20 protein-coding genes and 1 tRNA gene are annotated in these 22,469 nt (G+C 66.7%); 8 read left to right on the forward strand and 13 right to left on the reverse strand.

Annotated features, from left to right (window positions below; translation table 11 throughout):
• Nucleotides 1–31: 31 nt before the first annotated feature.
• Genes ABXH26_RS11745 through ABXH26_RS11755 form a run of 3 tightly spaced genes read right to left on the reverse strand, consistent with a single transcriptional unit; the run spans nt 32 to nt 4,964 of the window.
• Nucleotides 32–3,025: an FAD-dependent oxidoreductase gene (locus ABXH26_RS11745; RefSeq protein ID WP_353567262.1), complete on the reverse strand. Its 2,994-nt coding sequence runs from the start codon at nt 3,023–3,025 to the stop codon at nt 32–34.
• Between the two features lie 29 nt (nt 3,026–3,054).
• Entirely contained in the window at nt 3,055–4,098 is a 1,044-nt protein-coding gene (locus ABXH26_RS11750) for a hypothetical protein (RefSeq protein WP_353567263.1), read from the reverse strand.
• A 20-nt stretch (nt 4,099–4,118) separates the two neighbouring features.
• Nucleotides 4,119–4,964, reverse strand: coding sequence for a PEP-CTERM sorting domain-containing protein (locus ABXH26_RS11755; RefSeq protein ID WP_353567264.1), 846 nt, complete (start codon nt 4,962–4,964; stop codon nt 4,119–4,121).
• Between the two features lie 137 nt (nt 4,965–5,101).
• Between ABXH26_RS11755 and ABXH26_RS11760 the strand changes: the two genes are divergently transcribed.
• The 3 genes from ABXH26_RS11760 to ABXH26_RS11770 all read left to right on the forward strand — a co-directional run bounded on the left by ABXH26_RS11760 (nt 5,102) and on the right by ABXH26_RS11770 (nt 7,877).
• Complete coding sequence (locus tag ABXH26_RS11760) at nt 5,102–5,659, forward strand: sigma-70 family RNA polymerase sigma factor (RefSeq protein ID WP_353567265.1); 558 nt, start codon at nt 5,102–5,104, stop codon at nt 5,657–5,659.
• A gap of 12 nt (nt 5,660–5,671) precedes the next feature.
• On the forward strand, nt 5,672–7,246 hold the full coding sequence (locus ABXH26_RS11765; RefSeq protein ID WP_353567266.1) for a LamG-like jellyroll fold domain-containing protein: 1,575 nt from the start codon (nt 5,672–5,674) through the stop codon (nt 7,244–7,246).
• A gap of 61 nt (nt 7,247–7,307) precedes the next feature.
• Complete coding sequence (locus ABXH26_RS11770; RefSeq protein ID WP_353567267.1) at nt 7,308–7,877, forward strand: glycoside hydrolase family 127 protein; 570 nt, start codon at nt 7,308–7,310, stop codon at nt 7,875–7,877.
• Nucleotides 7,878–8,339: 462 nt separating this feature from the next.
• Here the strand turns inward: ABXH26_RS11770 and ABXH26_RS11775 are convergent.
• Together ABXH26_RS11775 and ABXH26_RS11780 are read right to left on the reverse strand one after the other, a co-directional pair.
• Nucleotides 8,340–8,425, reverse strand: a tRNA-Leu gene (locus ABXH26_RS11775).
• Nucleotides 8,426–8,445: 20 nt separating this feature from the next.
• Nucleotides 8,446–10,047 (reverse strand): hypothetical protein, encoded by a 1,602-nt coding sequence (locus ABXH26_RS11780; protein WP_353567268.1) that lies wholly within the window; start codon nt 10,045–10,047, stop codon nt 8,446–8,448.
• An 88-nt stretch (nt 10,048–10,135) separates the two neighbouring features.
• On the opposite strand from ABXH26_RS11780, the gene ABXH26_RS11785 reads away from it, so the two are divergent.
• Entirely contained in the window at nt 10,136–10,837 is a 702-nt protein-coding gene (locus ABXH26_RS11785; protein ID WP_353567269.1) for a zinc ribbon domain-containing protein, read from the forward strand.
• 12 nt (nt 10,838–10,849) lie between these two features.
• Here ABXH26_RS11785 and ABXH26_RS11790 read toward each other — a convergent pair whose 3' ends face one another.
• From ABXH26_RS11790 to ABXH26_RS11800, 3 genes are read right to left on the reverse strand one after another with little or no spacing between them, the layout of a single operon-like run.
• Nucleotides 10,850–13,060, reverse strand: coding sequence for a hypothetical protein (locus ABXH26_RS11790; protein ID WP_353567270.1), 2,211 nt, complete (start codon nt 13,058–13,060; stop codon nt 10,850–10,852).
• Nucleotides 13,060–13,593, reverse strand: coding sequence for a prepilin-type N-terminal cleavage/methylation domain-containing protein (locus tag ABXH26_RS11795; protein ID WP_353567271.1), 534 nt, complete (start codon nt 13,591–13,593; stop codon nt 13,060–13,062). Before ABXH26_RS11795 ends, ABXH26_RS11790 begins: the two co-directional genes overlap by 1 nt.
• Nucleotides 13,590–14,045, reverse strand: coding sequence for a hypothetical protein (locus tag ABXH26_RS11800; protein WP_353567272.1), 456 nt, complete (start codon nt 14,043–14,045; stop codon nt 13,590–13,592). Before ABXH26_RS11800 ends, ABXH26_RS11795 begins: the two co-directional genes overlap by 4 nt.
• A gap of 183 nt (nt 14,046–14,228) precedes the next feature.
• On the opposite strand from ABXH26_RS11800, the gene ABXH26_RS11805 reads away from it, so the two are divergent.
• Nucleotides 14,229–14,822: a hypothetical protein gene (locus ABXH26_RS11805; RefSeq protein WP_353567273.1), complete on the forward strand. Its 594-nt coding sequence runs from the start codon at nt 14,229–14,231 to the stop codon at nt 14,820–14,822.
• 15 nt (nt 14,823–14,837) lie between these two features.
• Here the strand turns inward: ABXH26_RS11805 and ABXH26_RS11810 are convergent, their stop codons facing one another.
• The 5 genes from ABXH26_RS11810 to mutL all read right to left on the reverse strand — a co-directional run bounded on the left by ABXH26_RS11810 (nt 14,838) and on the right by mutL (nt 20,387).
• Entirely contained in the window at nt 14,838–15,869 is a 1,032-nt protein-coding gene (locus ABXH26_RS11810) for a hypothetical protein (RefSeq protein ID WP_353567274.1), read from the reverse strand.
• Nucleotides 15,866–16,408, reverse strand: a complete 543-nt coding sequence (locus ABXH26_RS11815; RefSeq protein WP_353567275.1) for a hypothetical protein — start codon at nt 16,406–16,408, stop codon at nt 15,866–15,868. Before ABXH26_RS11815 ends, ABXH26_RS11810 begins: the two co-directional genes overlap by 4 nt.
• A gap of 20 nt (nt 16,409–16,428) precedes the next feature.
• On the reverse strand, nt 16,429–17,358 hold the full coding sequence (locus ABXH26_RS11820; RefSeq protein ID WP_353567276.1) for a hypothetical protein: 930 nt from the start codon (nt 17,356–17,358) through the stop codon (nt 16,429–16,431).
• Nucleotides 17,359–17,653: 295 nt separating this feature from the next.
• Nucleotides 17,654–18,430: a hypothetical protein gene (locus ABXH26_RS11825; RefSeq protein ID WP_353567277.1), complete on the reverse strand. Its 777-nt coding sequence runs from the start codon at nt 18,428–18,430 to the stop codon at nt 17,654–17,656.
• A gap of 232 nt (nt 18,431–18,662) precedes the next feature.
• Nucleotides 18,663–20,387, reverse strand: coding sequence for a DNA mismatch repair endonuclease MutL (gene mutL / locus ABXH26_RS11830; protein ID WP_353567278.1), 1,725 nt, complete (start codon nt 20,385–20,387; stop codon nt 18,663–18,665).
• A gap of 140 nt (nt 20,388–20,527) precedes the next feature.
• Here mutL and ABXH26_RS11835 point away from each other — a divergent pair, with 140 nt between their 5' ends.
• The 3 genes from ABXH26_RS11835 to ABXH26_RS11845 all read left to right on the forward strand — a co-directional run bounded on the left by ABXH26_RS11835 (nt 20,528) and on the right by ABXH26_RS11845 (nt 22,424).
• Nucleotides 20,528–20,902 (forward strand): HesB/IscA family protein, encoded by a 375-nt coding sequence (locus ABXH26_RS11835; RefSeq protein ID WP_353567279.1) that lies wholly within the window; start codon nt 20,528–20,530, stop codon nt 20,900–20,902.
• Nucleotides 20,899–21,657 (forward strand): hypothetical protein, encoded by a 759-nt coding sequence (locus ABXH26_RS11840; protein WP_353567280.1) that lies wholly within the window; start codon nt 20,899–20,901, stop codon nt 21,655–21,657. The genes ABXH26_RS11835 and ABXH26_RS11840 overlap by 4 nt, the downstream gene beginning before the upstream one ends.
• Nucleotides 21,658–21,824: 167 nt before the next feature.
• Nucleotides 21,825–22,424 carry a PEP-CTERM sorting domain-containing protein gene (locus tag ABXH26_RS11845; protein ID WP_353567281.1) on the forward strand — a complete coding sequence of 200 codons (600 nt, stop codon included), beginning with the start codon at nt 21,825–21,827 and terminating at the stop codon, nt 22,422–22,424.
• The last annotated feature ends 45 nt before the right edge of the window (nt 22,425–22,469 follow it).

Consider the following 22,469-nt stretch of genomic DNA (forward strand, 5'->3'; position numbering starts at 1 on the left):
CGTTCGCCTTGGAGGCCGGGCTCGTGTCCGCTCACGGCAGCGGCTTGCCGCCGCTGAGCTTCCATTTCAAAAACGGGACCATGTGGGCATCGAGCGCCGCGGCGGTGGGGTGGACGCCGTCCGGCACGGCCGCCTCATAGGCCGGGCGATCGTTTTCCCGCAGGTCGAGCCAGGCCGGCTCGTGATCGATCAGCAGCAGCGAGCGATCCGCCGCGAAGCTACGATACATCTCGTAATACTGATCGAGCTCCGGCCGCAGGGTGGCGGAAAGGTTGCTGCCCGCGGGCGAGTCCCAGACGCAGTTCATGGTCTGGAGGACGACCTCGCAGTCCGGGTTCTGCGCCTGCACGGCATCGACGATGGCGGCGAGGTTCGCGCGCGCGTCGTCGACGCTGAGCGAGGGCGTGCCGTCGCTGTAGCGGAAGGCATCGTTCATCGCGAACTCGACGAACAGCACGTCGGGTTGGTGGTCGAGGACCTTCTCCTGCAGGCGGGCCACGCCCTCGGCCGAGTTCTTGCCGCTGAGGCCGCTGTTGATCACGGTGACCCGGCCCGGATAGCTCGCCGCGAGCCAGTCGCGCAGCCGGTTCACCCAGGCCCCGTTGGCCGTGAGGCTGGTGCCGTAGGCCACCACAGTGAGGTTCGCGCCGGCCGCCAGCTCACTGAGAAATCCGGCCGTTTCCCCGCCCAGCGAGGCGCGGAAAAAGGCCCGCCCGCCCGCCGTGTCGACGGTCCGCTGGAAGCTTTCCAGCACGCCGTCCACATCGCGCAGGTCGAAGCGCAGCCCGCCGTCCTCCATCCGCGGCGAGGTCAGGGTGAGGTCCTGGATTTCCGACGGGGCATGAAGCCCGAAGTAGCCCGGATGCGCGCGCACGCCCTCGAACAAGGAGGCGTTCGAAATGTCGGGATCGAGGCCGAGTTCCGCCTCGCGGAGGTCGGACATGCCGTCGCCATCGGAGTCGTCGTTTTCCCCGACCGGAGTGAAGCCGGCGGCATCGGCGACGACGTAGCCGTTGGTGCCGGCGTTGGAGATGCGGACGCCCTCGCCCTCGCCGCCGCTGAAGGGAAAGATGCCGAGCAGCATCCAGCGGCCGCCGTTGTTGCGCTCGTCGATCGACTGCACGGTGGTCTCCCCGCCGTGGACGATCTCCACCTGCACGTTCGACGCGCGGTTGGCGTGGGAGGTCCAGCGCAGGTAGACGCGCTGGTGGCCGGCCGGTGCGGATGGCAGCGGGAAGAGCACGCTCTTGTCGCCCTTGCCGGTGTTGTCGTCGTGCAGGTATCCGGTGCCCGCGTAGCCGCCGGTGCTCTGGCTTTCCAACCACTCGCCGGTGGTCACCACGGCGGGGTCGGCATCATCGACCACCGTCTGCGGCGCGGGAGCCACGGGATCGCCCAGCGCCTGGCCGGCGGCGATCAGCGCGGAACGGAGCTTTCCATAGCCCACGTCCTGGACGGCCACGCCGTCATCCAGGGCGAGGTCCGCCGCCAGCGCCGCTGACTGTCCGAGCGCCATGAACACCGGCTCCATGCGGATCGAGCCGAAGGCCGTGTGCGAGGCCGACAGGCTCCACGGCACCAGCAGGTTGGTGCACTCGGCACGCTTCGGCACGATCGCGCGGTAGCCGATCGGATACGGTGTGCCGAGGGAAATCTGGACATCGCCCTCGTTGCGGACCTGGCCGCCGACCACCTGCCGCCGCACGTGGTGGGAGTCCATGGCGTAGGCCCCCAGCGCGATGGCGTCGGCCGCCAGCTTGATGCCGCGGCAGTAGTCCTCGGTCATCACGAAGTCGGAAACCATGCGCCGCGCCTCGCGGACGTAGATCTGCCACGGCCAGTGGTCGTTGTCGGTGAACTCGTCCGCAGGCAGGCCCCACGAAGCGTAGGCGTTGCGGATCGAGGCCGGGACGCGCGGATGGTTCTGCAGCGTCCACAGCAAGCCGCGCTGCCAGTTCTCGTGCGCCTTGGCCAGGGCATCACGCTGGTCGTGGTCCAGCGTGGCCCAGCTCCAGCCGTCGCCGTAATTGCGGCCGATGAAGTCGGTCGAGATGCCGCCCGAGTTGTTGGAATCGGTCTTGCGGTTGGGCATCATCGAGAGCTTGAAGAAGCCCGAGGTCTGCCCGGCCTCGATCGCGCGGAAAAGCAGCTCGTAGTCCGCCTCGTCGTAGCCCTCCGGCTGGGGCACGCTCACCCGGTTCGCCGCCACGTCGGTGAGCACCATGCGGAAACAGTAAGCCTGCAGGCGGTCGTCGCCCCCGCCGTCGGGGCCGGCCGGCTCGTCGCTCACGCCCCGGATCAGGCCGCTGCCGGCATCGCCCGGCGTGAGGTAGGGATCGATCCCCGCGGGCAGCTGGTTCTTCGTCGCGCGGACCGTCTGGATGCCATTGTAGGTTTCACCGTAGGTGGCGTTCGACTCGCGGCCGATGATGAACTCCACGCCCGCGCCGGGCAGCAGGTCGCCCTCGTAGGACGCATCGATGAACATGCCGCCGGGAAACACCCGACCGTCCTCGAGGCGCAGCGCACTGATGGCGGCTCCGTTTTTTAAAACCCCGGCCTCCAGGTCGAGACGGCCATAGGCCACGGTGACTCCGGCCGTGCTGACGAGATCGTCGAAGATCGCCTCCGCCACCTTCGGCTCGAACACCGAGGCGATGCCGAGCGTGGCGTTGAAGGCCGGCCCGTTCTGGCCACCCATCGCCAGGTTCTTGCCCTCCCAGCTCCACGCCGCATCGTCCTGGTAGTGCTGGTAGACCGCGGTGAAGAACTCGCGGCTCAGGCCGCCGAGAATTTCGGGGTCGCCGAGGTCGGTCCAGCCGAGGCCGCTGGAGGTCATGCCGCCGAGGTGCGGGGTCGGCGAGATCAATACCACCGAGCGCCCCGAGCGGGCGGCCTGGACCGCGGCGGTGACGCCGCCGGAGGTGCCTCCGTAGACCACGACGTCGTGCGCGGGTTCATCGGCAGAGGCGGCCGTGACGACAAGACCGGCGGCGGCGAAAAGGGATGGAAGGGATCGGAACACGGATGTGGCAGTGGAAAAAAGGCAGGCTCTCAAGGAGATGGCGGGCCAAGTTGAAGACGGATGAAGTTTTTCCCGGCAGGCAGCTCGACGGTGCGCCGGACGGATTCCTGGAGCTTCCAGGCGGAGAGGTCGGGACTTTGTTGGATTTCAAAGAACAACCCGGCGATCCCGTCGCTGGCCTCGACCACCACTCCCGAGCCGGCCTGCCCGCGGATGTCCTGCGGCGTGACCAGATCGAAGTAGCCTGCATGGTCGCGGATCGCCTGGATCAAAGCCAGATCCGAAACCAGCGGGTCGAGCCCGAGCTCGATCTCCTGCTCGTTGGTCAGGCCATCGCCATCGGCATCGAGGTCGTCGTGGGGCGCCACATCGTCGAAGGTCTCGCCGATGCGCAGCTCGTCGACCTGCAGCGAGGCACCGTTCTGACCGGCGATCCGGACCCGGTCGAAGCCGAGGCTGGCCGCCTCGATCGCCGCCTCCGGGTCGCCCGCCGGGCCCGTGAGCGGCGGATCGACGAACAGCTCGACGCGGTCGTTTGCGCCGCCGCCATCGATCACGTGGAGCACGATGAAGTGCGTCCGGCCGAACTCGCCGCGACCGCTCGACACGCCCTGGTTGGTGGTGAAATTGTTGAGCGTGATGGTGGCATCGCTGGAGATGCTGGAGTTGCTCACCGCGAAAATCGACGAGCTCCCGAGGAAGAAATTCACGCCCTCATAGAGCGAGTTCGCCGCCGGCAGCCGGTAGAGGAAGGAGATCCACACGTTGTCCAGCGGGCCGTTGGCGACGGTCCGGAAGCTCCGGGTCGTGGCGGGCCCGGCGGTGTCCAGCGTGCGGCCACGGGTGACCAGCGAATGGAGGGAGGCATCCATGTAGGCAAGCGAATCGGTGGTGACCCGGCAGGCTTCGCCATCCTGGGTCCAGGCCGCGGCCCAGCCGCTGCCGCCGGCGAGCCCGGTCAGGCCGCCCACGCCGTAGTCGAAGGACTCCTCGACCAGCAGCCCGCCCCGGCAGGGTGCCACCAGCAGGACCACCGCCAGCAGCCGGCGGAGGAATGACAAGCACGTCGTCATACGTCAGTGCGGGATGCCGGTCAGCGGCGGCGGCGCAGGAAAAACCCACCCCCCAGGAGCGTGAGCAGCAGGGCCGATGGCTCGGGCACGCCGACCACCTGGACCATGTTGACGAAGCCGCGGGAGTCGGAGCCCGCGCCATCGATCACGACGTAGATCGAGTCGCCGTCCGCCACGGTCACGCCGAGCTTCACGAAGTTCTCGCCGTTTACGAACGAGCCGTACTCGCCGGCGTAGGTGGCCGAGGGGTAGCCGGGGTTGCTCTGCGTCATTCCGGCCAGTCCGCTGTAGTCGAAGGTGCCGGAGAGCGCCCCCGCGCCGGCGTAGGCGATCATCGGGACTTCGGCCGCATTGGTGTTCGTGTTGCGGGCCATGACGTAGAGTTCGTAGACGCCCGCCGCCAGGCCATCGATGCGCAGGCCCGCCGCCGAGCCTGCCGAGGAGCTGCCGCTGCCGAAGATGCCGTCGCGGCCCGCCGCCGTGCTGCTACTGTCATCCCCGTAGATCGAGCCGGCGGTCAGCAGGTTCTGCTGGCCGGGCACCGCCCCGCCGGATCCGGCCAGCGAGAGGTTGGTGATTTCGGTGGCAAAGCTGACCGTGCCGCTGCCGGCGGTGCTTTCCTGGCCGAGATTCAGCGTCACGCCGAGCGCCGCGTTGCCGTCGGCATAGCTCAGATCGCTGCGGTCGGCCGAGCTGCTGATGGTGTTCCAGCTGGTGCTGGTGGCCGGAATGGCACCGGCATCATGGGCCGGGCTGAGATTGAGGTAGGGGCTGGCGACCGCGCTCGAAGAGCCGAAATCGAGCATCAGATTGGCGGCCGAGGCGGATCCCAGAAGAACGAGGGGCAAGAAGGAGGTGGCTTTCATGGGTTTCGAGGGTTTCAATCAACTTCATGCTCCATGTCGGCGGCACCGGACGAATTAGCATCGGAAGGCCAAAAAACTTTCCCGCCGCTGCTAATGCGGGGGCCCTTCCGGATCATCCAGTGGCAGAAACCCACCCCATGCCCGCCGAACCCGAGAACCCCGACACCCCGGACGAGCGGCAGACCGCCGCCGTGCAGGGACTTTTCCTGAAATTCCAACCCATGATCCGGACCTACATCCTGTCGATCGTGCCCGACTTCACGCTGGCCGAGGACATCCTCCAGGAGACCTTCCTGGTGGTCAGCCGCAAGGCCGGCGGATTCACCCTCGGCACCAGTTTTCCCGCCTGGGTCAAAACCATCGCCCGCTTCAAGGCGCTCGAAGCCGTCCGCCGCGAATACGGCCGCCGCGCGGTGCTCTCGGACGAGGTGCTCGACGCACTCGATACCGAGACGCATCCCTATGCCGACCCGACCGAGATCGATGGCCGCGTGCAGGCGCTGCGCCACTGCATCGCCGAGCTGGCCCCGCAGGCCCGGAGGTCGATCGAATACCGCTACCGTGGCGACCACCGTCCGCCCCAGATCGCCCGCCTGATGGGCTGCACCGTCAATTCGGTCAATGTCACCCTTTCCCGCGCCCGCGCCTTCCTTCGCGATTGCGTGAACCGCCGCCTCTCCCCCACGTCTTCCTGACCCACCACCGCCATGATCGACGAAGCCCGACTGGAAGCCCTGCTCAGCGCCTACTTCGACCTCCGCCTCACCGACGAGGAGCGGGAGGAGCTGGAGGCCATGCTGCTGCATTCATCGCGGGCACGGCGGATTTTCCACGAGCATGCCGGCCACCACGGCGCGCTGCGGGAGTGGGCGCTGCGGGAAAACGGAAGCTCGCCCGTGGTCGAAATGCCGGTACGCAGGCCGCGCACCGCGGGCTACGCCTGGATCGCCGCCGGTCTGGCCGCCTGCCTGGCCCTGGTGCTGTGGCTGAATCCGCGCGAGGTGGCCGCGCCGGCCCAGGCCGAAACGAAGCCATCCCCCGAGGCTCCAACAACCTCGCAGCCGGCGGACGACGTCGCCTTGCTGGCCGAGCAGATCGGCGTCGAGTGGACCGCCGGAGCGCCCGGATTTGCCACGGGTTCGGCCCTGCCCACGGGCCTGTTCTCGATCGAGAAAGGCCTGGTCCGCCTCGATTTCTACAGCGGCGCCAAGGTCTATCTCGAGGGCCCCGCTTCGCTCGAACTGGTGTCTCCGGACCTCGCCCGCCTCACCTCCGGCAAGCTCACCGCGCAGGTGCCGCCGCCCGCCCACGGCTTCACCGTCCTCAGCGAGGCCATGAAGGTGGTGGACCGCGGCACCGAGTTCGGCATGAGCGTGGGAAATGGCGGCGACCTCCAGGTCCACGTCTTCGATGGCGAGGTCGATCTTTACCCGAAAGACGACGAAGGCTCCGCCCGCGCCCTCTACGAAGGAGGCGCGGTGGCGGTCCACCAAGGGGCGACCACCGACCTGCAGGCCGACCGCGCGGCTTTCGCCCGGCCCGGCGAGCTGTCGAAGGCCGCCGAGCAGGCCCGCGACCGCGTCTGGCGCAAGTGGCTGGCCGCCTCCTCCCGCCTGCGGCAGTCGCGCGACCTCCAGGTCTACTATGATTTCCGTAACATCAAGAGCGGCGTGCTCCCCAACCGCGCCGCCCATCCCCCGGCCGGAAGCGAGGGCATCCTGATCGGCTGCGAGCCCGTGCCCGGGCCGTGGCCGCAGGCCGATGCCCTCGGCTTCGCACGCACCAGCGACCGCGTCCGCTTCCGCCTCGACGGCCTCGCGCCCGCCGTCACCATGCTGGCGCGGGTCCGCGTCGACAGCCTGCCGCACGACCACAACGCCTTGCTTTCGATGGCTCCCAAGCAGGTCGGGGAAATCCACTGGAAGCTCGATCGCGACGGCCGCCTGCTGCTCGGCATGCGGGCGAGCGAGGAGCCCTGGGAGCGGCTGGTCAGTCCGCCGGTGGTCGGGGAAAAGGACCTCGGCCACTGGCTCACCCTGGCCACCGTGATCGACAACGAGGCCGCCGTGATGCGGGCCTACGTGGATGGCCGCGAGGTCGCCACCGCCCCGATCACGCGGCCCACGCCGGTGGCGCTTGGCAAGGCCAACCTCGGCAACTTCGAGGCCGCCGAAGCCGGCATTCCGGGCTCATCGGTCGTCCGCAACTTCAACGGCCGCTTCGCCGAGTTCGCCTTCTTCACCCGCGCCCTCACGGCCGAGGAGATCCGGGCCTACCCTTGACCCTACCCCGAGCGGGCTAGGGCGGAAAGCGGGCTGCCGCCCGGATGAGCAGGTGCCGCCGATGAACCATTTCAAAACCGCCGACAACCGCGAGCTCTACGTGAACCTGTTCGTGCCCTCGACCCTCGACTGGCAGGAAATGGGAGTGACGCTCAGCCAGGCGACCAACTTCCCCTTTGAGGACACCGCCACGCTGACGCTGAAAGGCGGGGGCGCGTTTCGGATCCATGTCCGCGTGCCGGAATGGACGAGCGAAGGCTTCCGCATCCGGATCAATGGCGAGGAGCGGCACACGGACGCCTTACCGGGCAGCTATGTGACGCTCGATCGCGACTGGCACGACGGCGACCGCATCGAGATCAAGATCCCGATGTCCTTCCATCTCATGCCGCTGATGGACCAGCCGAACATCGCGAGCATCTTCTTCGGCCCGGTCCTGCTCGCCGCCGAGGAATCCGGCGCCCGCAGCACCTGGCGTTCGGTCGCGCTCGCCATGGATGATTTGGGAAAATCCATCACCGGTGATCCGTCGACGCTCCACTTCCAGGTCGGAGACACCCGGCTGAAGCCGTTTTTCGAGTTCTACGATCAGTTCCACTCCGTCTATCTCGACATCCGTCCGGCGAACTAACCACCGGCCTCGCACCCCGACCGCTTGCGAGCATCCACCGCGCCGGAAAAAAGATCGACCCCGTCCCTCTGGAGCACGGGGGGATGCGAGAGGGGCGGGGTCGATGGGGGGTGTGTGGAGGGTCTTCCGTGGGGGGCTCGGTTGACGGGCGGGGAAGTATCCCGATCTGACGGGGTTGTCCGTTCTTTTCTGATACGCGATCGCGTAGGGTCGGGACGAAAATGCCGGGAGGGGTCAAGGATCCGCCCGGACGGTTCAAGCGCCGGGGCAGGCGGCGATTTCAGGAGCGCTTCCGGCGGCCACCGTCCCCGCCGCGTGGCCGGAATCCGGGAAACCTTGCCCGAGCTCGGGAAGCTCCGTCCACCAAGGAAAATCTACGGCGAACGCCGTAGATTTCACGATCCCTTCAAAAGGGATGACTTCGGGCACTCGCGCCCCCGGCGTGCCCCAGTTTTGAAAAAGTGCCACCGGAGGGACTCGAACCCTCACGCCGGTTGCCCGGCAACGGATTTTAAGTCCGCGGCGTCTACCGATTCCGCCACGGTGGCAATGGAGAAGAGAAACCGCCCTAGCGGCGGTTCTGGATGGAGGCGATGGCCTGTTCGATCTGGGCGCGGATTTCGCCGGCGGAGCCGGATCGGAGCTGCTGCAGGGCGGCGAGGCTCCGGGCGCCACCCACCCGCCCCAACAGGCGGATGGCCGACATCCGGAGCAGCATCGAGTCCTCGTCGAGAGCCGTCATCACCGTTTCCTCGATGGGGCGGCCGAGGTCGCCGTAAAGCGCTTCCCAGTCGCGCGGCTGCTTGAGCCACAGCTCGTGGATGAAGGGGATGGCGCGCTCGTCGTGCTGCTGGACGAGGAACTCGATCATCGGGCGGGGCACCTCGTCGCCGGCAGCGGCGATCCTGCGGGCGGCATCGTGAACGGCCTCGGCGGAGCCGTCGCCGGGGTCGGCCCAGACCATGAGGCCGCGGGCGAGGTCGGAGCGCATGTCATCGTCATCGATCGCCAGCAACTCGCGGAAACGGGCGGCGATGTCGGGCCGGTAGAGCTTGGCGGGCGAGTTGGCGAGGCGTTTCACGGCGCGGGCGACGCGCTGGGGGTCGATGCTTTCGAGTTCCCGCCGGTTGAGCTCGTAAAAGGCGGGATCGTCCGGGTCGGCGAGCTTGGCAAGCGGTCCGGCGACGAAGCGTTGGTTATCGACCGTGACTTCCACGACCTGAAGCTCCTCGACGACGCGGCCGACTTTTCCGAAACGCTCGCAGAGCTTCCGCAGGGGCTTGATGTCGGGGCTGACGCCGTGGAGGACGACGAGGTAGTCGGAGGGCGGGCGGCTGTAGGCCCAGGACTTGGCGTCGGCGTGGGTGCCGCGGATGAGGAACTTGACGATGAGGTCCTTGTTGTATTCCCGCACGTCGCGCAGCCACACGCCCATCGCGGTGGCACCGTCTTCCACGCCATCGGGGCCATAGGCGGAGATGGCCTCGGCGAGCTTGGAGTAGGTCATTTCCTCCTTCATCGCGGCGTAGGGGTCGGCCAGCGGATCGGACGCCGGCGCGGGTCCGGGGGCGCTGCCGGCGGCCTCGACCTGGGAGCGTCCGGGATCCGGCAGGCCGTCTTTGATGAGGAACGGGAGCGCGAGCAGGACGGCGAGGCCGGCCAGGCCGCCGAGGAGGCCCTTTTTCCGCGCCCAGGGGTTGGCGAGGACGAGCAGGACGGTGGCGAGGATGCCGGTGAAGCCGGCGAGCACGAGGCGCTCGGTCATCGAGGCCCCGTCGAGAACCCGGCCGGGTGCCCCGCCGCTGACGAGGATGAAGCCGACGAGGACGATGAAGGCGACGGCGGCGATGCCGAGCATGAGGCGGACCGGGGAAAAGGTCTCGACCTGGCGTCCGGCCTGGCCGCCGGAGAGGTTCGGGGCCGGCTGGAACTTGGGCATGGGCCCGGATTTCATGGGCACCCGGCTGAAGTGCTCGAGGCGGGGATCGCGGTGCTCACCCGGATAAAAGCGCCGGGCGCGGACCGCCACCTCCTCGGTGACGCGGAAGCGTTCGTCGCAGCCCCCGCATTCGACCATCTTTCCCATGTAGTCCGGCGGCACCTTGAACCGCTGGGTGCACTTGGGGCAGCGGATCGTGATTGTCTCCGACTCTTGCTCGGCTTCGTCCATCGGGGCGGAGCTTGCACCGGGCTCCGGAAACAATGCAATCCCCGTCGCCGAGCTTGCCGCACCAAGCAGCATTCTTCAGGGTCCGGGCATGACCTCCAACCTAGAGGCGCTGCTGGTCGTTCAGGACCGCGACCGCCGCCTGCTCGACCTCGAAGCCCAGCTCGCGAAGATTCCGGCGGAGAAGAGCCGGGCGGACCAGCGGCTCGACCGGGACCGCGCCGCCGTGGCGACCGCCCGTGAAAACGCGCAGAAAAACGGCGTGGCGGCGAAGAACGTGGAAATCGACATCGATACCCGCAAAACGACGGTGGCGCGGCTGCGCCAGCAGCAGTTCGAAACGCGCAAGAACGAGGAATTCCGGGCGCTGGGGAACGAGATCGAGCGCTATCTGGGAGACATCGATCGCCTGGAAACCCAGCTGCTGGAGCGGATGGAGGAAGCCGACGAGCTGCGCGGACACCAGCAGGAGGCCGAGGCCACGCTGGCCCAGTCCCAGAAGATCGTGGACGAGGACCTGGCCACGCTGGCCCAGCGCCAGGAGAACCTGCAGCAGCAGCTGGAGGAAACCCGGGCCGAGCGCCAGCGGCTGGCCGCGGACGTGGAGCCGGACCTGCTGGACCTCTACGAGCGCCTGATGCGTAAAAAGGGCGGCATGGCCATCGTGCCAGCGGTCCACGGCCAATGCGGCGGCTGCCACGTCAAGCTGATCGCCGCCACCCTGGTCAAGCTGCAGGCGGACAACTCGCTGGTGCAGTGCGAAACCTGCGGGCGAATCCTTTACCAGGGATAGGGGGCCGGCTCGTCAGTGATCGACCGCGTTGCCCTCGTAGAACTCGCGGCGGCGCTCCTCCAGCACGATCAGCCAGTTCATCATGCAGATGGGCGGCAGGGCGGCGGGGTGGACGATGGGTGCCAGGTTGACTTCGAGGTTGTCGTGGGCGACCTCGTTGTCCGAGGCGGCCTTGACGTCCAGAAGGTGGACGGAGGCCTGCGGGTGGTCGCCGGCCCCGGCGAGGCTGCCGAGCTGGCCGGAGATCTTCAGGTTGTAGGGATCGTTCTCCGCGCCGTAGCGCTTTTCCGGGGCAAACAACGAGCACGGCGGATAAAAGGGCGAGGGCAACCCGCTGCCGGCGGGGGGCGTGGTGGCGGTGGTGTTGAAGTCGTCCGCGATGTAGAGCCGGAGATTGGTCACCACGGAAAAGCCCTTGGTGAAGCTGGTGAGATCGGCGCACTCCTGGAGCACCACGCCGTAGTCGAGTTCGGTGCAGGGAATCGAGGGCCGCTGCAGTACGGCGGAGCCGGGGTAATCGACGTTGACGGCAATGGAATGGTTGACCGCACAGGTGTCGGCTCCGATGAGGGCCAGGAATTTCGCGAAGCGCTCCGGATAGAGGGTGATGCAGGTTTTCGTGCCATGAAGCAGGGTGACCTCCCACGGGTAGCTGGGCCGGAAGTAGCCATACTTGAAGGTGCCGTAGAGCGGGTCACCGAAGCGCGCGTTGTTGAAGGTGATGGAGCCGCTCACGCCATACTGGTAGTAGTAGTGCCCGTTGTAGCCGTAGGCGACGTCCACGGGATAGGGGAAGAAGTAGGATTGGCCCTCCCCGCAGCATTGCACGTAACCGGAGGGCAAACCGGTACCCGATCCCGGGGTGAGATCGATGGTCATGGTCTGGGTCGAGCCGTTCTTTTGGTAGCGGAACTTGAGCGTGGTGGGCGTGGGGTCGTCGGTGCTGACCGCATCGGCGATGTCGAGGCTCATCGCGCACTGGCGGGCGCCGATGGTGTAGTCGCTCCAGGTGGTGTCGGACAGGGTCTGGCTCTCATCCGAAACGCAGTAGCGGTCGAAGAAATCGGCCCCGCGGTTGATCGGGATGAAGGCCGTCCGGCCGCTTTCCGAGGACAGCGAGACGGGCATGAAGTTGCCGTTGGTGATCTCATACCTCTCGCGCACGCCGGGGGCGAAGGGGTCGGTGCCGACCGCCATGCCGTTTTCGTCCAGCACCACGCCGGTGGGATCGCCGGTGGCCAGCAGCGGTTGGTCACCGATCTGCGCGTCGTTGGAAATTTCGAGGCCATTGCGGCCGGAGATCCGCTCGAGGTTCATGCCGGCCCCGACCCGGGCCTGGGAGGCGAAGACGCCACCGGCAATGTTGGTGTTTTTCCACTGGGAGCCATCCTCATACTCGCCGAGCACGGCGGAGGCCTCGGCGGAAATGGCGAGCTGCGAGGGCACCTCGTAGATGGAGAGCACGAAATCCCGCTCGCGGCGCTGGACGCCGGTTTCAGCCTGGTGGTGGTCGGCCAGGTTCATGCGGAAAGCCCACCAGTTCCGCTTGGCCACGAAGGGCTCGCCGGGCGTGGTGTAGCCGAAGCGGATGTTCGGGTAGGGAATCAGGTTGAACTGCTTGTATTCGCTGACGCTGGCTCCCACCCGGCTGGCCGACAGCGAACCGTAGTATTTCTTGGTGGTGATGATCGGATAGTCGCGGTCGTTCGCCCGCACGCGGGAGCTACTGGTTTCCAGCGGCGGGGGGAAATTGATGCCGAAGTCCTGGTCGAGGCCCGGCATGGCATAGCTGCTGGTGGAGTCGTAGGCGCGGAAAGTCTGGGCGGAGTAGGTCTCGGCATCGCCGGGGTTGCCGATAACGGCGTCGGCCAAGCCGAACTTCTTCAGCGTGGCATTGTTCACCGAGGTCTCGGCATTCCCATCGACGATCGCCTGGCGGAAGATCTTCTGCCACAACAGCGGTTGGCGGGTGGTGCTCGATTCGTCGGAACCACCCATCATCGCCTTCATGGCGCTGTTGGCGGTCAGCGGCACGATCGCCCGCAGCACGGCTTCCTCCTTGGTGTCGTAGTCACCGCGCAGCGTCACCTCCGCCTGCACCTGCTGCGAGCGGGTGGCGGTGCGGTAGGTGCTCATCATCATGAGCAGCACGGTCAGGCCCAGCGTCAGCACCATCAGGTAGGAGACGTAGCCCGCCGGTTTCCGGTTGGGGGGAGTGTTCATCACAGTTCGGTTCCTGAATAGACGAGTTCCTCGTCGTTGGGGCCTTCCAGGCGCATCCTCAGGATGCCCTGCTCGATCGAGAAGGTGACGTCATCCGCCAGGGTGGTGATCGACCAATCGGGGTCCCCGATCGCGCCGGAAGTGGGGATCAGGTGGAAATACAGACCCTCGTCGCGGCCGTTTCCCGGATCCTCGAAGGCCAGCGCCGAAGCCCGCAGGCTGCCATCCGGCATGCGGTAGCGCAGGACCAGCACCTTGGCGTCCTGCAGCACCGGGCTGGCGCCCGAGCGCAGCGAATCCATGTCGCGGTAGAGGCGGTAGCCGTCCGCGCCGCTGATCACGCGGTTCACGTAGCTGTTGATCAGCGGTGCCTCGCGGGTGAGGAAATCCTGGGCTTGGAAGATCCGCAGAAAGGCCAGCTGCTGATTCATCATCATCAGCGACATGGTGGCGACCATCAGGCCGATCGACATCGCCATGGTCAGCTCGAGCAGGGTGAAGCCCCGCCGCCGGCGGATGGTTCCGGTCTTCATTGGGAGCGGACGACGGTTCGGGTTTTCACATACGCCCTGCCGCCGATCTCGTAGGTCAGGATGCTCTGGAAATTCCAGGTCCGCATGCCGGCGGGGTTGTCGGCCGCGGTGCCGGTCCCGCCATCGACGGGGAAGTTGTCCTTATCCGGCGTGCGGGTGCGGATGATGGTGCCGGAAATCGTCTTGCCGCCGGGGAGCTTGCCCAGCTCCACCGTGGACTGGGCCTTTTCGGGATAGGTCGGCCAGGGGGAGCTGTCGGAGAGCAGCTCGTTGAAGGGCATGCGCTGGGCGAGGGCCTTCTCGTAGGTCAGGTAGGCGTCGGTGACCGTCTGCTGGAGCGTCCACTGGCGCGGCGCCGTGATGTTGAGCGCCAGTTTCATGAAGACAAGCGTCAGGGCCGCCAGGAAAACCATGGCGTAGGTGGCCTCCAGCAACACCGACCCCCGGGGCACGGTCCGGCGGGGACGCGCAACGGTCGGTCGGGCGCGGGAGGGGCTTCGGGGGGGTGACGCCGCTCCAAACACTTAAGCCTCCTTAATGAAAAATGGACGTTTTGGCAACCCACACGATCGCGGGGCTCCGGGCTGCCGACCGCGATGCTTGCGATCGCCCGCCGGTGCCCGCAAGCTGCCGCCATGGGCACTCGAATCCTGGCACTCTGGCTGGCGGCCGCGCTGGCGGCTTGCGGCCAGGCGGTGCTGGAACCGCCGCTGGGCATGAAGTGGGGTGACCGTCCGGAACGGATCCTCGACTGGGCCGGCCGGCATGACCTCGACGTGAAGATCGAGATGCCGGCGAAAAAGCCGCACTTGCGGGTGATCCGTCTTTCCCCGGCCGCCGGACTCATTCCGGACGCCGCGGCGCGCCAGGTCGAGGCCCGCTACGAGGACGGGCGCTTGATTGAAATGACGCTCCACTACGGCGGCGAGGGCACCGAGGCCGAGGCGGTGGAAAACGCCTTCGAAATGGAAAAGCGACGTCTTTCCCGCGAGCACGGCAAGATGACCGCCAACCAGGAGGAAAAGTCGGTTTCCAACCATTTCTCGACCGTGACCCATTCCTATCATCGCGAACCGGTGCGGGGATTGTTTCTGCTGATCGCCTTCACCCGCATCGAGGACCTGCTGCGCAAGCAGAGTGAAGCCGAGTATTCCGTGATGTATCGGAACGACAACCTGCGGATCCGGATTGAAAACGAGCGGCAGCCGGCCCCCGCAAGCGGGCGCTGAAGCCGCCCTGGCCCGTCATTCCACGGTGGTCACCGTGCCGTTGATCTCGATGTCGCGGTCGACGTTGAAGTTGACGTAGTCGAGCCGGTCGATGCCGAAGGGGGTCACCGTCACCAGCTCCATGGTGTAGTTTCCGCTGTCGGTGATCACGCTGTCCCAGTCATCGATGACCAGGGTGCGGTCGTGCGGGACGGCATCGTAGATCACCAGGCCGGAGCCGGCGACCACGACGCCCTCGGTGCCCAGCGAGGGCGAGCCCTGATAGATCTGCACATAGGTGCGGGAATCCGGGTAGAGGTCGTGGACGTCGATGGTCAACGTCGGGCAGTTGAAACGCAGCTGGTCGCCGTTTTCGATTCCCGACAGGGTTCCATCCGCGACCGGCCAGATCTGCACGAACATCGAGGCGAGCTGGGAAGGCGGCGCCTGGTAGTCATCCAGCGAGTAAACCGAGAACCGCTCCTCGCCGCGGACCTTGGCGCGATTGGCTCCCGGCACCGAGTTCACCTGGATGGTCATGCGGTGAAGGGCATTGTGGTTCAGGGAAACCTGGCTGAGCAGCGCGGCCTGGGTGCGGTCGAGCCCGACTCCCGTGCCCCCCGCCCCGTAGGACTGGACGTGGCGCAGCAGGTTGACGCTCTTCGAGGCCTCGGGGTCGGTCTCGCCCGCCAGCAGCCCGGAGACTTCGATGTCCACCACGAACGGCCGGTCGGCGCGGGTGCGCGGGATGCCGGTGTAGGTGTTGGGGTCCTCGGTGCGGATCAACACTTCGGCCATCGGCACGTAGGTGCCGACGTAGCGGGTGTCCAAGAGATAAACGGTGACCGGATCGTTCTGGATGGTCCACAGCTCGAAACGCGCGCCGCCCGGATCGATCGCCAGCGGGGAAAGCTCCTCGCCGGTGGAGGAAACCGACATGTCCCACGTCACGCCGGTGGGTAGCTGGACCTGGCGCACGAAGTTGGTGAAAAAGTCCGCCGCCTGGCCGTGCGCCACGCCGCCCAGGGCCAGCGCGGCGAGGGAGAGTGAGAGAAACGCCGTTTTCATTGCTCTTCTTCGTTTTGGGTGACAACGCTGGCGGGATCGACCTTGAGCGGAAGCACCGAGATCGGGCCGCCCTTGTAGACCGCCACCACGAGGTTGCTGCTCTTCTCGATCGCCTCGCGCTTTTCCTTGGCCAGGGCCTCATTGCCCTCGGCCTGGACGCGGGTGACTTCCACGGTGGTGATCCAGCCGCGGTTGCGGGCGTAGAATTCGGCCCACCCGACGATTTGGTTGCCCGGCTTCATTTCCAGCATGGCCTTGTAGTCATCCGGGACGGTGAGGATGGCCTGCTTGGGCACCAGGGTGGTGAAGCCGCCGAAGCTGATGATGTCGGATTGCTCGAGCAGATCGACCGGCTGGTTGATCTTGGTCGGGTCCTGGCCGGTGACCGCTTCGAGCCGGCTCATCGGGTCGTGCTGGCGGAACTCGGTCAGCTGCGCATCGAGTTGCTCGTGGGTGGCGGCATCGCGCCAGACGGGTTTTTGATCCGACGCCGCGCCGAGACCGGTCACAGCCATGAAGAGAATGAACTTGGATTTCATGATTCAGGTCAGGTCGGGGTTCACGGGTTGCTCGAGGCTGCTCCTCCGCCGCCGGCTTCGTCGTCGACGGTGGGATCGGTATCCAGATTGATGAACGGGGCGTTGCCGGGATTGCTGGAATCGATCCCGTCAAGGTTGTTGCCGTGGCCGTTGTTGGTTTTGGCCTTCGACTTGAAGGTGACGAGGATCACCATGTCCTGAAGGTCGTAGCCCGGGTCCGACTTCTGGGAGTCGTAGTGGGTCAGCTCCATGAACACGATGACGTCCATGGGCCCGATCGAGACCTTCCCGTTCGGACTCAGGTAGGGTTTGATGAAACTTTCCAGCGACGGAGCATTGTAGTCCGGCACGTTCGAAGGCGGAGTGCTGCCGTTGACGAGGGTCCGCACGTTGTCGGTGCCGCTGTCCGAGGTGAAGTAGGGCCCCCAGGACCGGTTGTAATAGTAGCGTCCGCCGAACTTGAGCTTGCCGTGCCTGCGGAGGGTGAATGATCTCACGATCTGGTCGGGGTTCACGTCCAGGTTGGTGCCGTAGAAGATCTGCTGGTAGCTTCCACCATCCACGCTCATCAACGCCTGGGTCGGCACGAACGAGTAGTTCGAGCTGCCGTTGGAAGTCACCGTCACACCCGCGCCCAGGATCCGGACCTCGCAGTCGATGTCTTCATCCGCCTCGACGGTGGCCGGAGGCACGATGGTGACATAATCCTCGACGATGGAGGGATAGTTGATTCCCCAGGTCAGGGTCGGCTTGGTGCCGGTCTGCACCATGGTCGGGAAGGCGGTGAGCCAACCGTAGGGCAGAGCGGGAAAGGTCTCTTGGTTTCCGTTTCCGTTGCCGTTGCCGTTGTTGGAACTGGAACTGGAGCGCCTGGCGTGGGCGACTCCGGGCAGTCCTGCGAGCGCAAGACAGAGCGTTGCGGCAAGCGCAACCGATGGGCTGGTTTTCATGGCTGGTGTGTGGGATCGCTCGATCGGCTTCATGTTGCCGGTGGCCGGGACGGACCACCGGCGGAAGCCGGTCCGGAGGAGGCAAAGGCAGGGAGCGCGGATTGGCTGGTGGCGCGCCCTACCGGTTCGGGACAGAACCCCTCTCCGGACCGCCGAAAACTTCCATCGGGACTAGGAATGCTTTCGGACGACTTCGCTGGGTGTGGGACTTGGTTTGCTTAGCGTTTCGTTTGGGGGTTTGAGGGGGTTGCGGTTGTTAGGATGCCTTAGAGATTAAATATGCGGAACTACGCAATCACCTAGGCTCCCAGGATCGCCAGGGACCCGCGGGAACATCCTTGTTTTCGACGAATCGCCATTGCACGCGATCGCCGCTTCGGAGCTTGAGAAAATCACGCACGGCCGGACTCAGATCGATGCCGGCCCCGCCGTTCAGATTGTCGCGCGGCGGCTCGCCGCCGAACACGTACTGCCAGTGATCGGTCTGGAAAGGCCCCACGTCCTCCCACTGGGCGTAGCAGACCCGGCCCTCGCGGTGGATCGCCAGCCAGCGGCCGCGGCACACGGATACGCCCTCGCCGCGGTAATCGCGCCAGAACCAGGGAATCACCTCCGACGCCTCCGGGCGGTGGAAGCCGTCGGGGTCGATGTCGTTGTAAGGCAGCGCCACGTAAAAAGGATTCTGCTGCGGCGTGAATCCGGCCGGCAGATAGCCGGACCGACGCGCAGGATCGTCGTAGCCGCCGAAATTCTGCATCCAGTTCGGATCCCAGGCACTGGCCACATTGGCCACCGGGTTGTTTTCGCTGGGCTGCTCACCGACCCAGAAAACGGTCGCCACCACGTTCCCCCGCCAGGTCGCCACGTTGCGATACGGCACGTTCTCCGGCTCGAGCACGATGCGCGCGGCCTCCGGCGCGCCGAATGGATCGCTCAGCGCCGGCAACCGGTCGCGGCGGGATTCCAGCAGGGCTTCCTGTTTCTCCGCCACCATCCGGTTCAATCCCATGGCCCCGGCACCCGCCGTGACGGCCGTCCATGCGAGCAGGAAAATGGAAATCGGGTGGGTCATGAAAAATCGTCGTCGGAAGGCGTCGATCCCGCCTTCTTACGGGATTGCGTATATTTCAGTGAAATTGATGAACCAAGAACTTTTTGAAAAATATTTGAACGATTTGAAATTTTGAAGGTCTGAAGCTCATGAGCGGAAACCCTCTTTCGTCCGGCGTGAAGTTGCTTAAGATTACAATCGCGAAGACTACCAAGGCTTTTTAAACTTTTGCCCTCGTAAAATTTCGCGCTTTTCAGCGGCTGCTGCCGAACCGTCGCTCCAGCTCTCCGAGGGAGAATTCGGTAAGGGTCGGGCGCCCGTCGGCGGCGCAATAGGGAAGATCGCACTCGAAGAGCCGGTCGAGCAGCGCCAGCGCCTCCTCCGGCCGCGTTTTTTCCAGCAGGGCGGCCTTCCGTGCCAGGGATTTGGCCAGCCGTTCGAGGGCGAAGCGACGGGAAAGCGAGGCTTCATCGGCCAGCTCGTCGGCGAGACCGGTGAGCAGCGCGGCGACCTCCGCCGGATCGACGAAGGACGGCGCCGAGGAAACCTGGACACTGCCGCCGCCGAAATCGCCCAGCTCGAAGCCCGCCGTCGCGAGGCCCTCGCGATGGGCCAGCAGCAGCTCGGCCTCGCGCGGGCCGGGATCCAGCACCACCGGCACCAGCAGGCTCTGCGAGTGCCCGCTCCCCTGGCCGCCGGCGAGAAGTTTTTCGTAAAGGATCCGCTCCCGCGCCGCCTGCGGATCGAGCATCACCAGGCCGTCCTCCGATTCCAGCAGCGCATAGCGCCCGAGCAGGGTGCCGATGAAACGAAAGCGTGGCCCGGTTTGCCGCGACGTTTCCGCCGGGTCGGGAAGCAGCGGGCACTCGACCGCGACCGGCTGCCAGGCCACCGGCCGCGGCGCGGGCGCGGCGTATTCCGGCGACCGAGGCGGTGCCGGTCGCACGGGGGCCGAAGGCGGCTCCCGCAGCACCGGCTTGGGCGGCTGCAGGGCCGAAGACGCTCCCATCACCGCGGCCGCGATCGCCTCCCGCAGCTCGTGCGGCTGGCGCAGGCGGATCTCGCGCTTGGCGGGGTGGACGTTCACATCGACCAGCGCGGGATCCAGCTCGATCCACAGCCAGGCGGCCGGATGCAGCCCCTCGGGCAGGCCGCCGCGGAAGCCCTCGACCAGCCCGCGCGAGATCGCGGCGTCCTCGACCGGCCGCCCGTTGAGGAAGATGCACTGGTGTTTCCGCCCGCGGCGGGCGTGACCGTGCGGCAAAAGGAAGCCTTCCACCTTCAGCCCGCGGCCCTCGGTCGTCTCCAGCCGCAGCAGTTCCTTGCCGACCGCCAGCCCCACGATCTGGCGCAGGCGGTCGAAGCGGTCGAGCCCGGCCGGCAGGTCGAAGACCTCCCGTTCGTCCTTGCGGAACCGGATCCGCACCTCCGCCGCGGCCAGGGCGTGCAGCCGCAGCTGGTGCTCGATGTGGGCGCTCTCGGTGGTCTCGGTGCGCAGGAATTTCTTCCGCGCGGGCACGTTGAAAAACAGGTCCCTCACCTCGATCACCGTCCCCACCGGGCAGCCGGCATCGCGCGGCTCGGCGATGCGCCCGCCCTCGACCTCGATCTCGGTGCCCGCCACCGCCCCGGCGGTGCGGGTTTTCAGGCGGAAACGGGACACACTGGCGATGCTGGGCACCGCCTCGCCGCGAAAGCCGAGGGTGCGGATCCGGTGCAGATCGGCGGCCTCACGCAGCTTGCTGGTGGCGTGCCGCTCCAGCGACATGCGGGCGTCCCCGGGCGTCATGCCGCAGCCATCATCGGTGACGCGGACCAGCGCCGCGCCGCCGCGGCGGATCTCCACCAGCACTTCGCGCGCGCCCGCATCGATGCTGTTTTCCACCAGCTCCTTGACCACGCTGGCCGGGCGCTCCACCACCTCGCCGGCCGCCACCTGGCTGGCCAAGACATCGGGGAGCACTCGGATCGACGGCACCCCGTCACTTCAAACTCCCCGCCCCTCGGCGGCAAGGGGATCCTCGCCGGGAAAAACGTCGGCCCGCCCCCGCTGCGGCCGATTCCGCGCAAATATTTTCTCCTCGCACCCCGCCGCTGCCATTTTATCTAGACCCCGTCATGATCACCATCAGCGACCGCGCCGCCACCGCCCTACGCGATCTCCTTGCCAGCAAGGGAGCGTCGGAAAAGGCCGGCCTGCGCCTCGCCGTCCGCCGCGGCGGATGCGCCGGCTGGCAGTATGAAATGAAGATCGCCGAGCCGGAGGACGGCGACGACCTCTCCGCCTTCGGGGGCGGCCGCCTGATCGTCGCCGGCGACAGCGCGGACAAGCTCGCCGGCTGCATGATCGACTACTCCGACGGCCTTTCCGACGCCGGCTTCCGGGTCGTCAACCCCCAGGCCGTCCGCTCCTGCGGCTGCGGCACCTCCTTTGAAACCGCCGGCGATCCGCCATCCGACTTCGATCCCGAGGGCGACTGCACCACGAAATGAGCGCCAAGGCGGAAACGCTGCCCCCCCGGAGGAAACGCCGCGCCCACTATTACGGGTGGCTGCTCGCCAACATCGTCGCCGCCTGCCTGGCCATCCTTTCCTGGCTGCTCACCCTGCACGTCTTCGGTCACCCGGAAATCCCGCAGTTCTACCGCCTCATCAGCAAGCTGGGTCGCGCCGAGCCGCCGGTCGGGTTCACCCTCCAGCAGGCCCCGCCCGGCGAGGCGGCGGATCCCGAAAAGCTCTACCGCCGCTACGCCGAGCTGCCCGACGACAAGACCGCCACCCTCAACGGAGCGCTGCTGCGCAACTACCTGACCGGCCTCAAACAGCCCGAGCTGATCCAGTACGTCGAGGCCGACCTCGAGGTCGTGGAAACGCGCGACCTGACCGGTGACGACCTGTTCCCCGAGGGCTTCGCCGTCCGCGGGCGGGCGATGGTCCAGCCGGATGAGTTCGCCAAACCCGTGCCCTACCCGGTGGTCGTCGATTACCTCTTCCCCACCGCCAACTCCGCCGCGCGGAACTGGTTCGTCCCCGGCGACCAGCTCAAGGTTTCCAAGATCCCCAACTGCGCCATGCTGCTCCACGTGGGGCGCGCGATCGATGACGACACGCCGCTGGTGGTCCTGACCGTGGTCCCCATCGTGATGACCCAGTACCAGGTCGGCGAGGACCGCCAGTTTTCCCTGAAAACCCCGGAAACGCTCAATCCCGGGGCCAGGCTACCCGTCTTCTCGACCAAGGCCGAGTAAGCGGCCTCCGGCTCCTCCTTTCCTTCGCCGCCCCGGCCGGTGAAACGGTGGCAGCCGCGCCACCGGGCGGAGAATTCGGGCTGGTTCAGCCCTTCGCCCGCAGCCGCCGCCGGCGCGGTCCCAAAGGATTTGCCCTGACGCGCCCTGTCTGGTAGGCCCTGCGACTGATGAAAAAATCCGCCCGTTTCCCCCGCTGGATCCGCCTCGTTCCGGCGGCCGTGTTGTCCGGGTCCTTCGCCGCGGCCCAGAGCACTTCGCTGCTCGGCGATGACTACCAGATCGCCGGCACCTACGACGGCTTCGACTTCGGTCCCGCCACCACCTCGGCCTCCGTGGCCGGTAACACCAGCGTCTCCCTCGGTTTCCCCACCCTCGTCCTGTCGTGGGTCGATGGCGACACCTTCGATGTCGGCATCGAGGATCCCGAGGGCGTCTTCTCGCTGGTGCTGACCCTGTCCGACCTCGACTTCTCCCCGACCGCCGGGATCTCCGGCGTGAGCTTCAATTTCGCCGACAGCAACTACGCCACCTATCTGGCGTCCCCGCTGAATCCCTCCGGTGCTTCCCGCCCCTCGGACCCCGTCGTTTCCTACACTGCGGACTCCGTGACGGTCGCCTTCGGGTCCGATTGGAGCGGCCAGCTCGCCTCCGACTGGCCCTCGCTGCGCTTCGACATCCAGACCGTCCCCGAGCCCGGCACCGCCGCCCTGGCCGTCGCGGGCGTCGGCCTGCTCACCCGGCGCGGGCGCCGGAAATCCCGGGCCTGAAGTCCGCGGACATCCCTCCTTGGCAGGCCCCTCCTCCCCGCCCAT

The organism is Haloferula sargassicola, from assembly GCF_040362925.1.
Classification (GTDB): Bacteria; Verrucomicrobiota; Verrucomicrobiia; order Verrucomicrobiales; family Akkermansiaceae; genus Haloferula; species Haloferula sargassicola.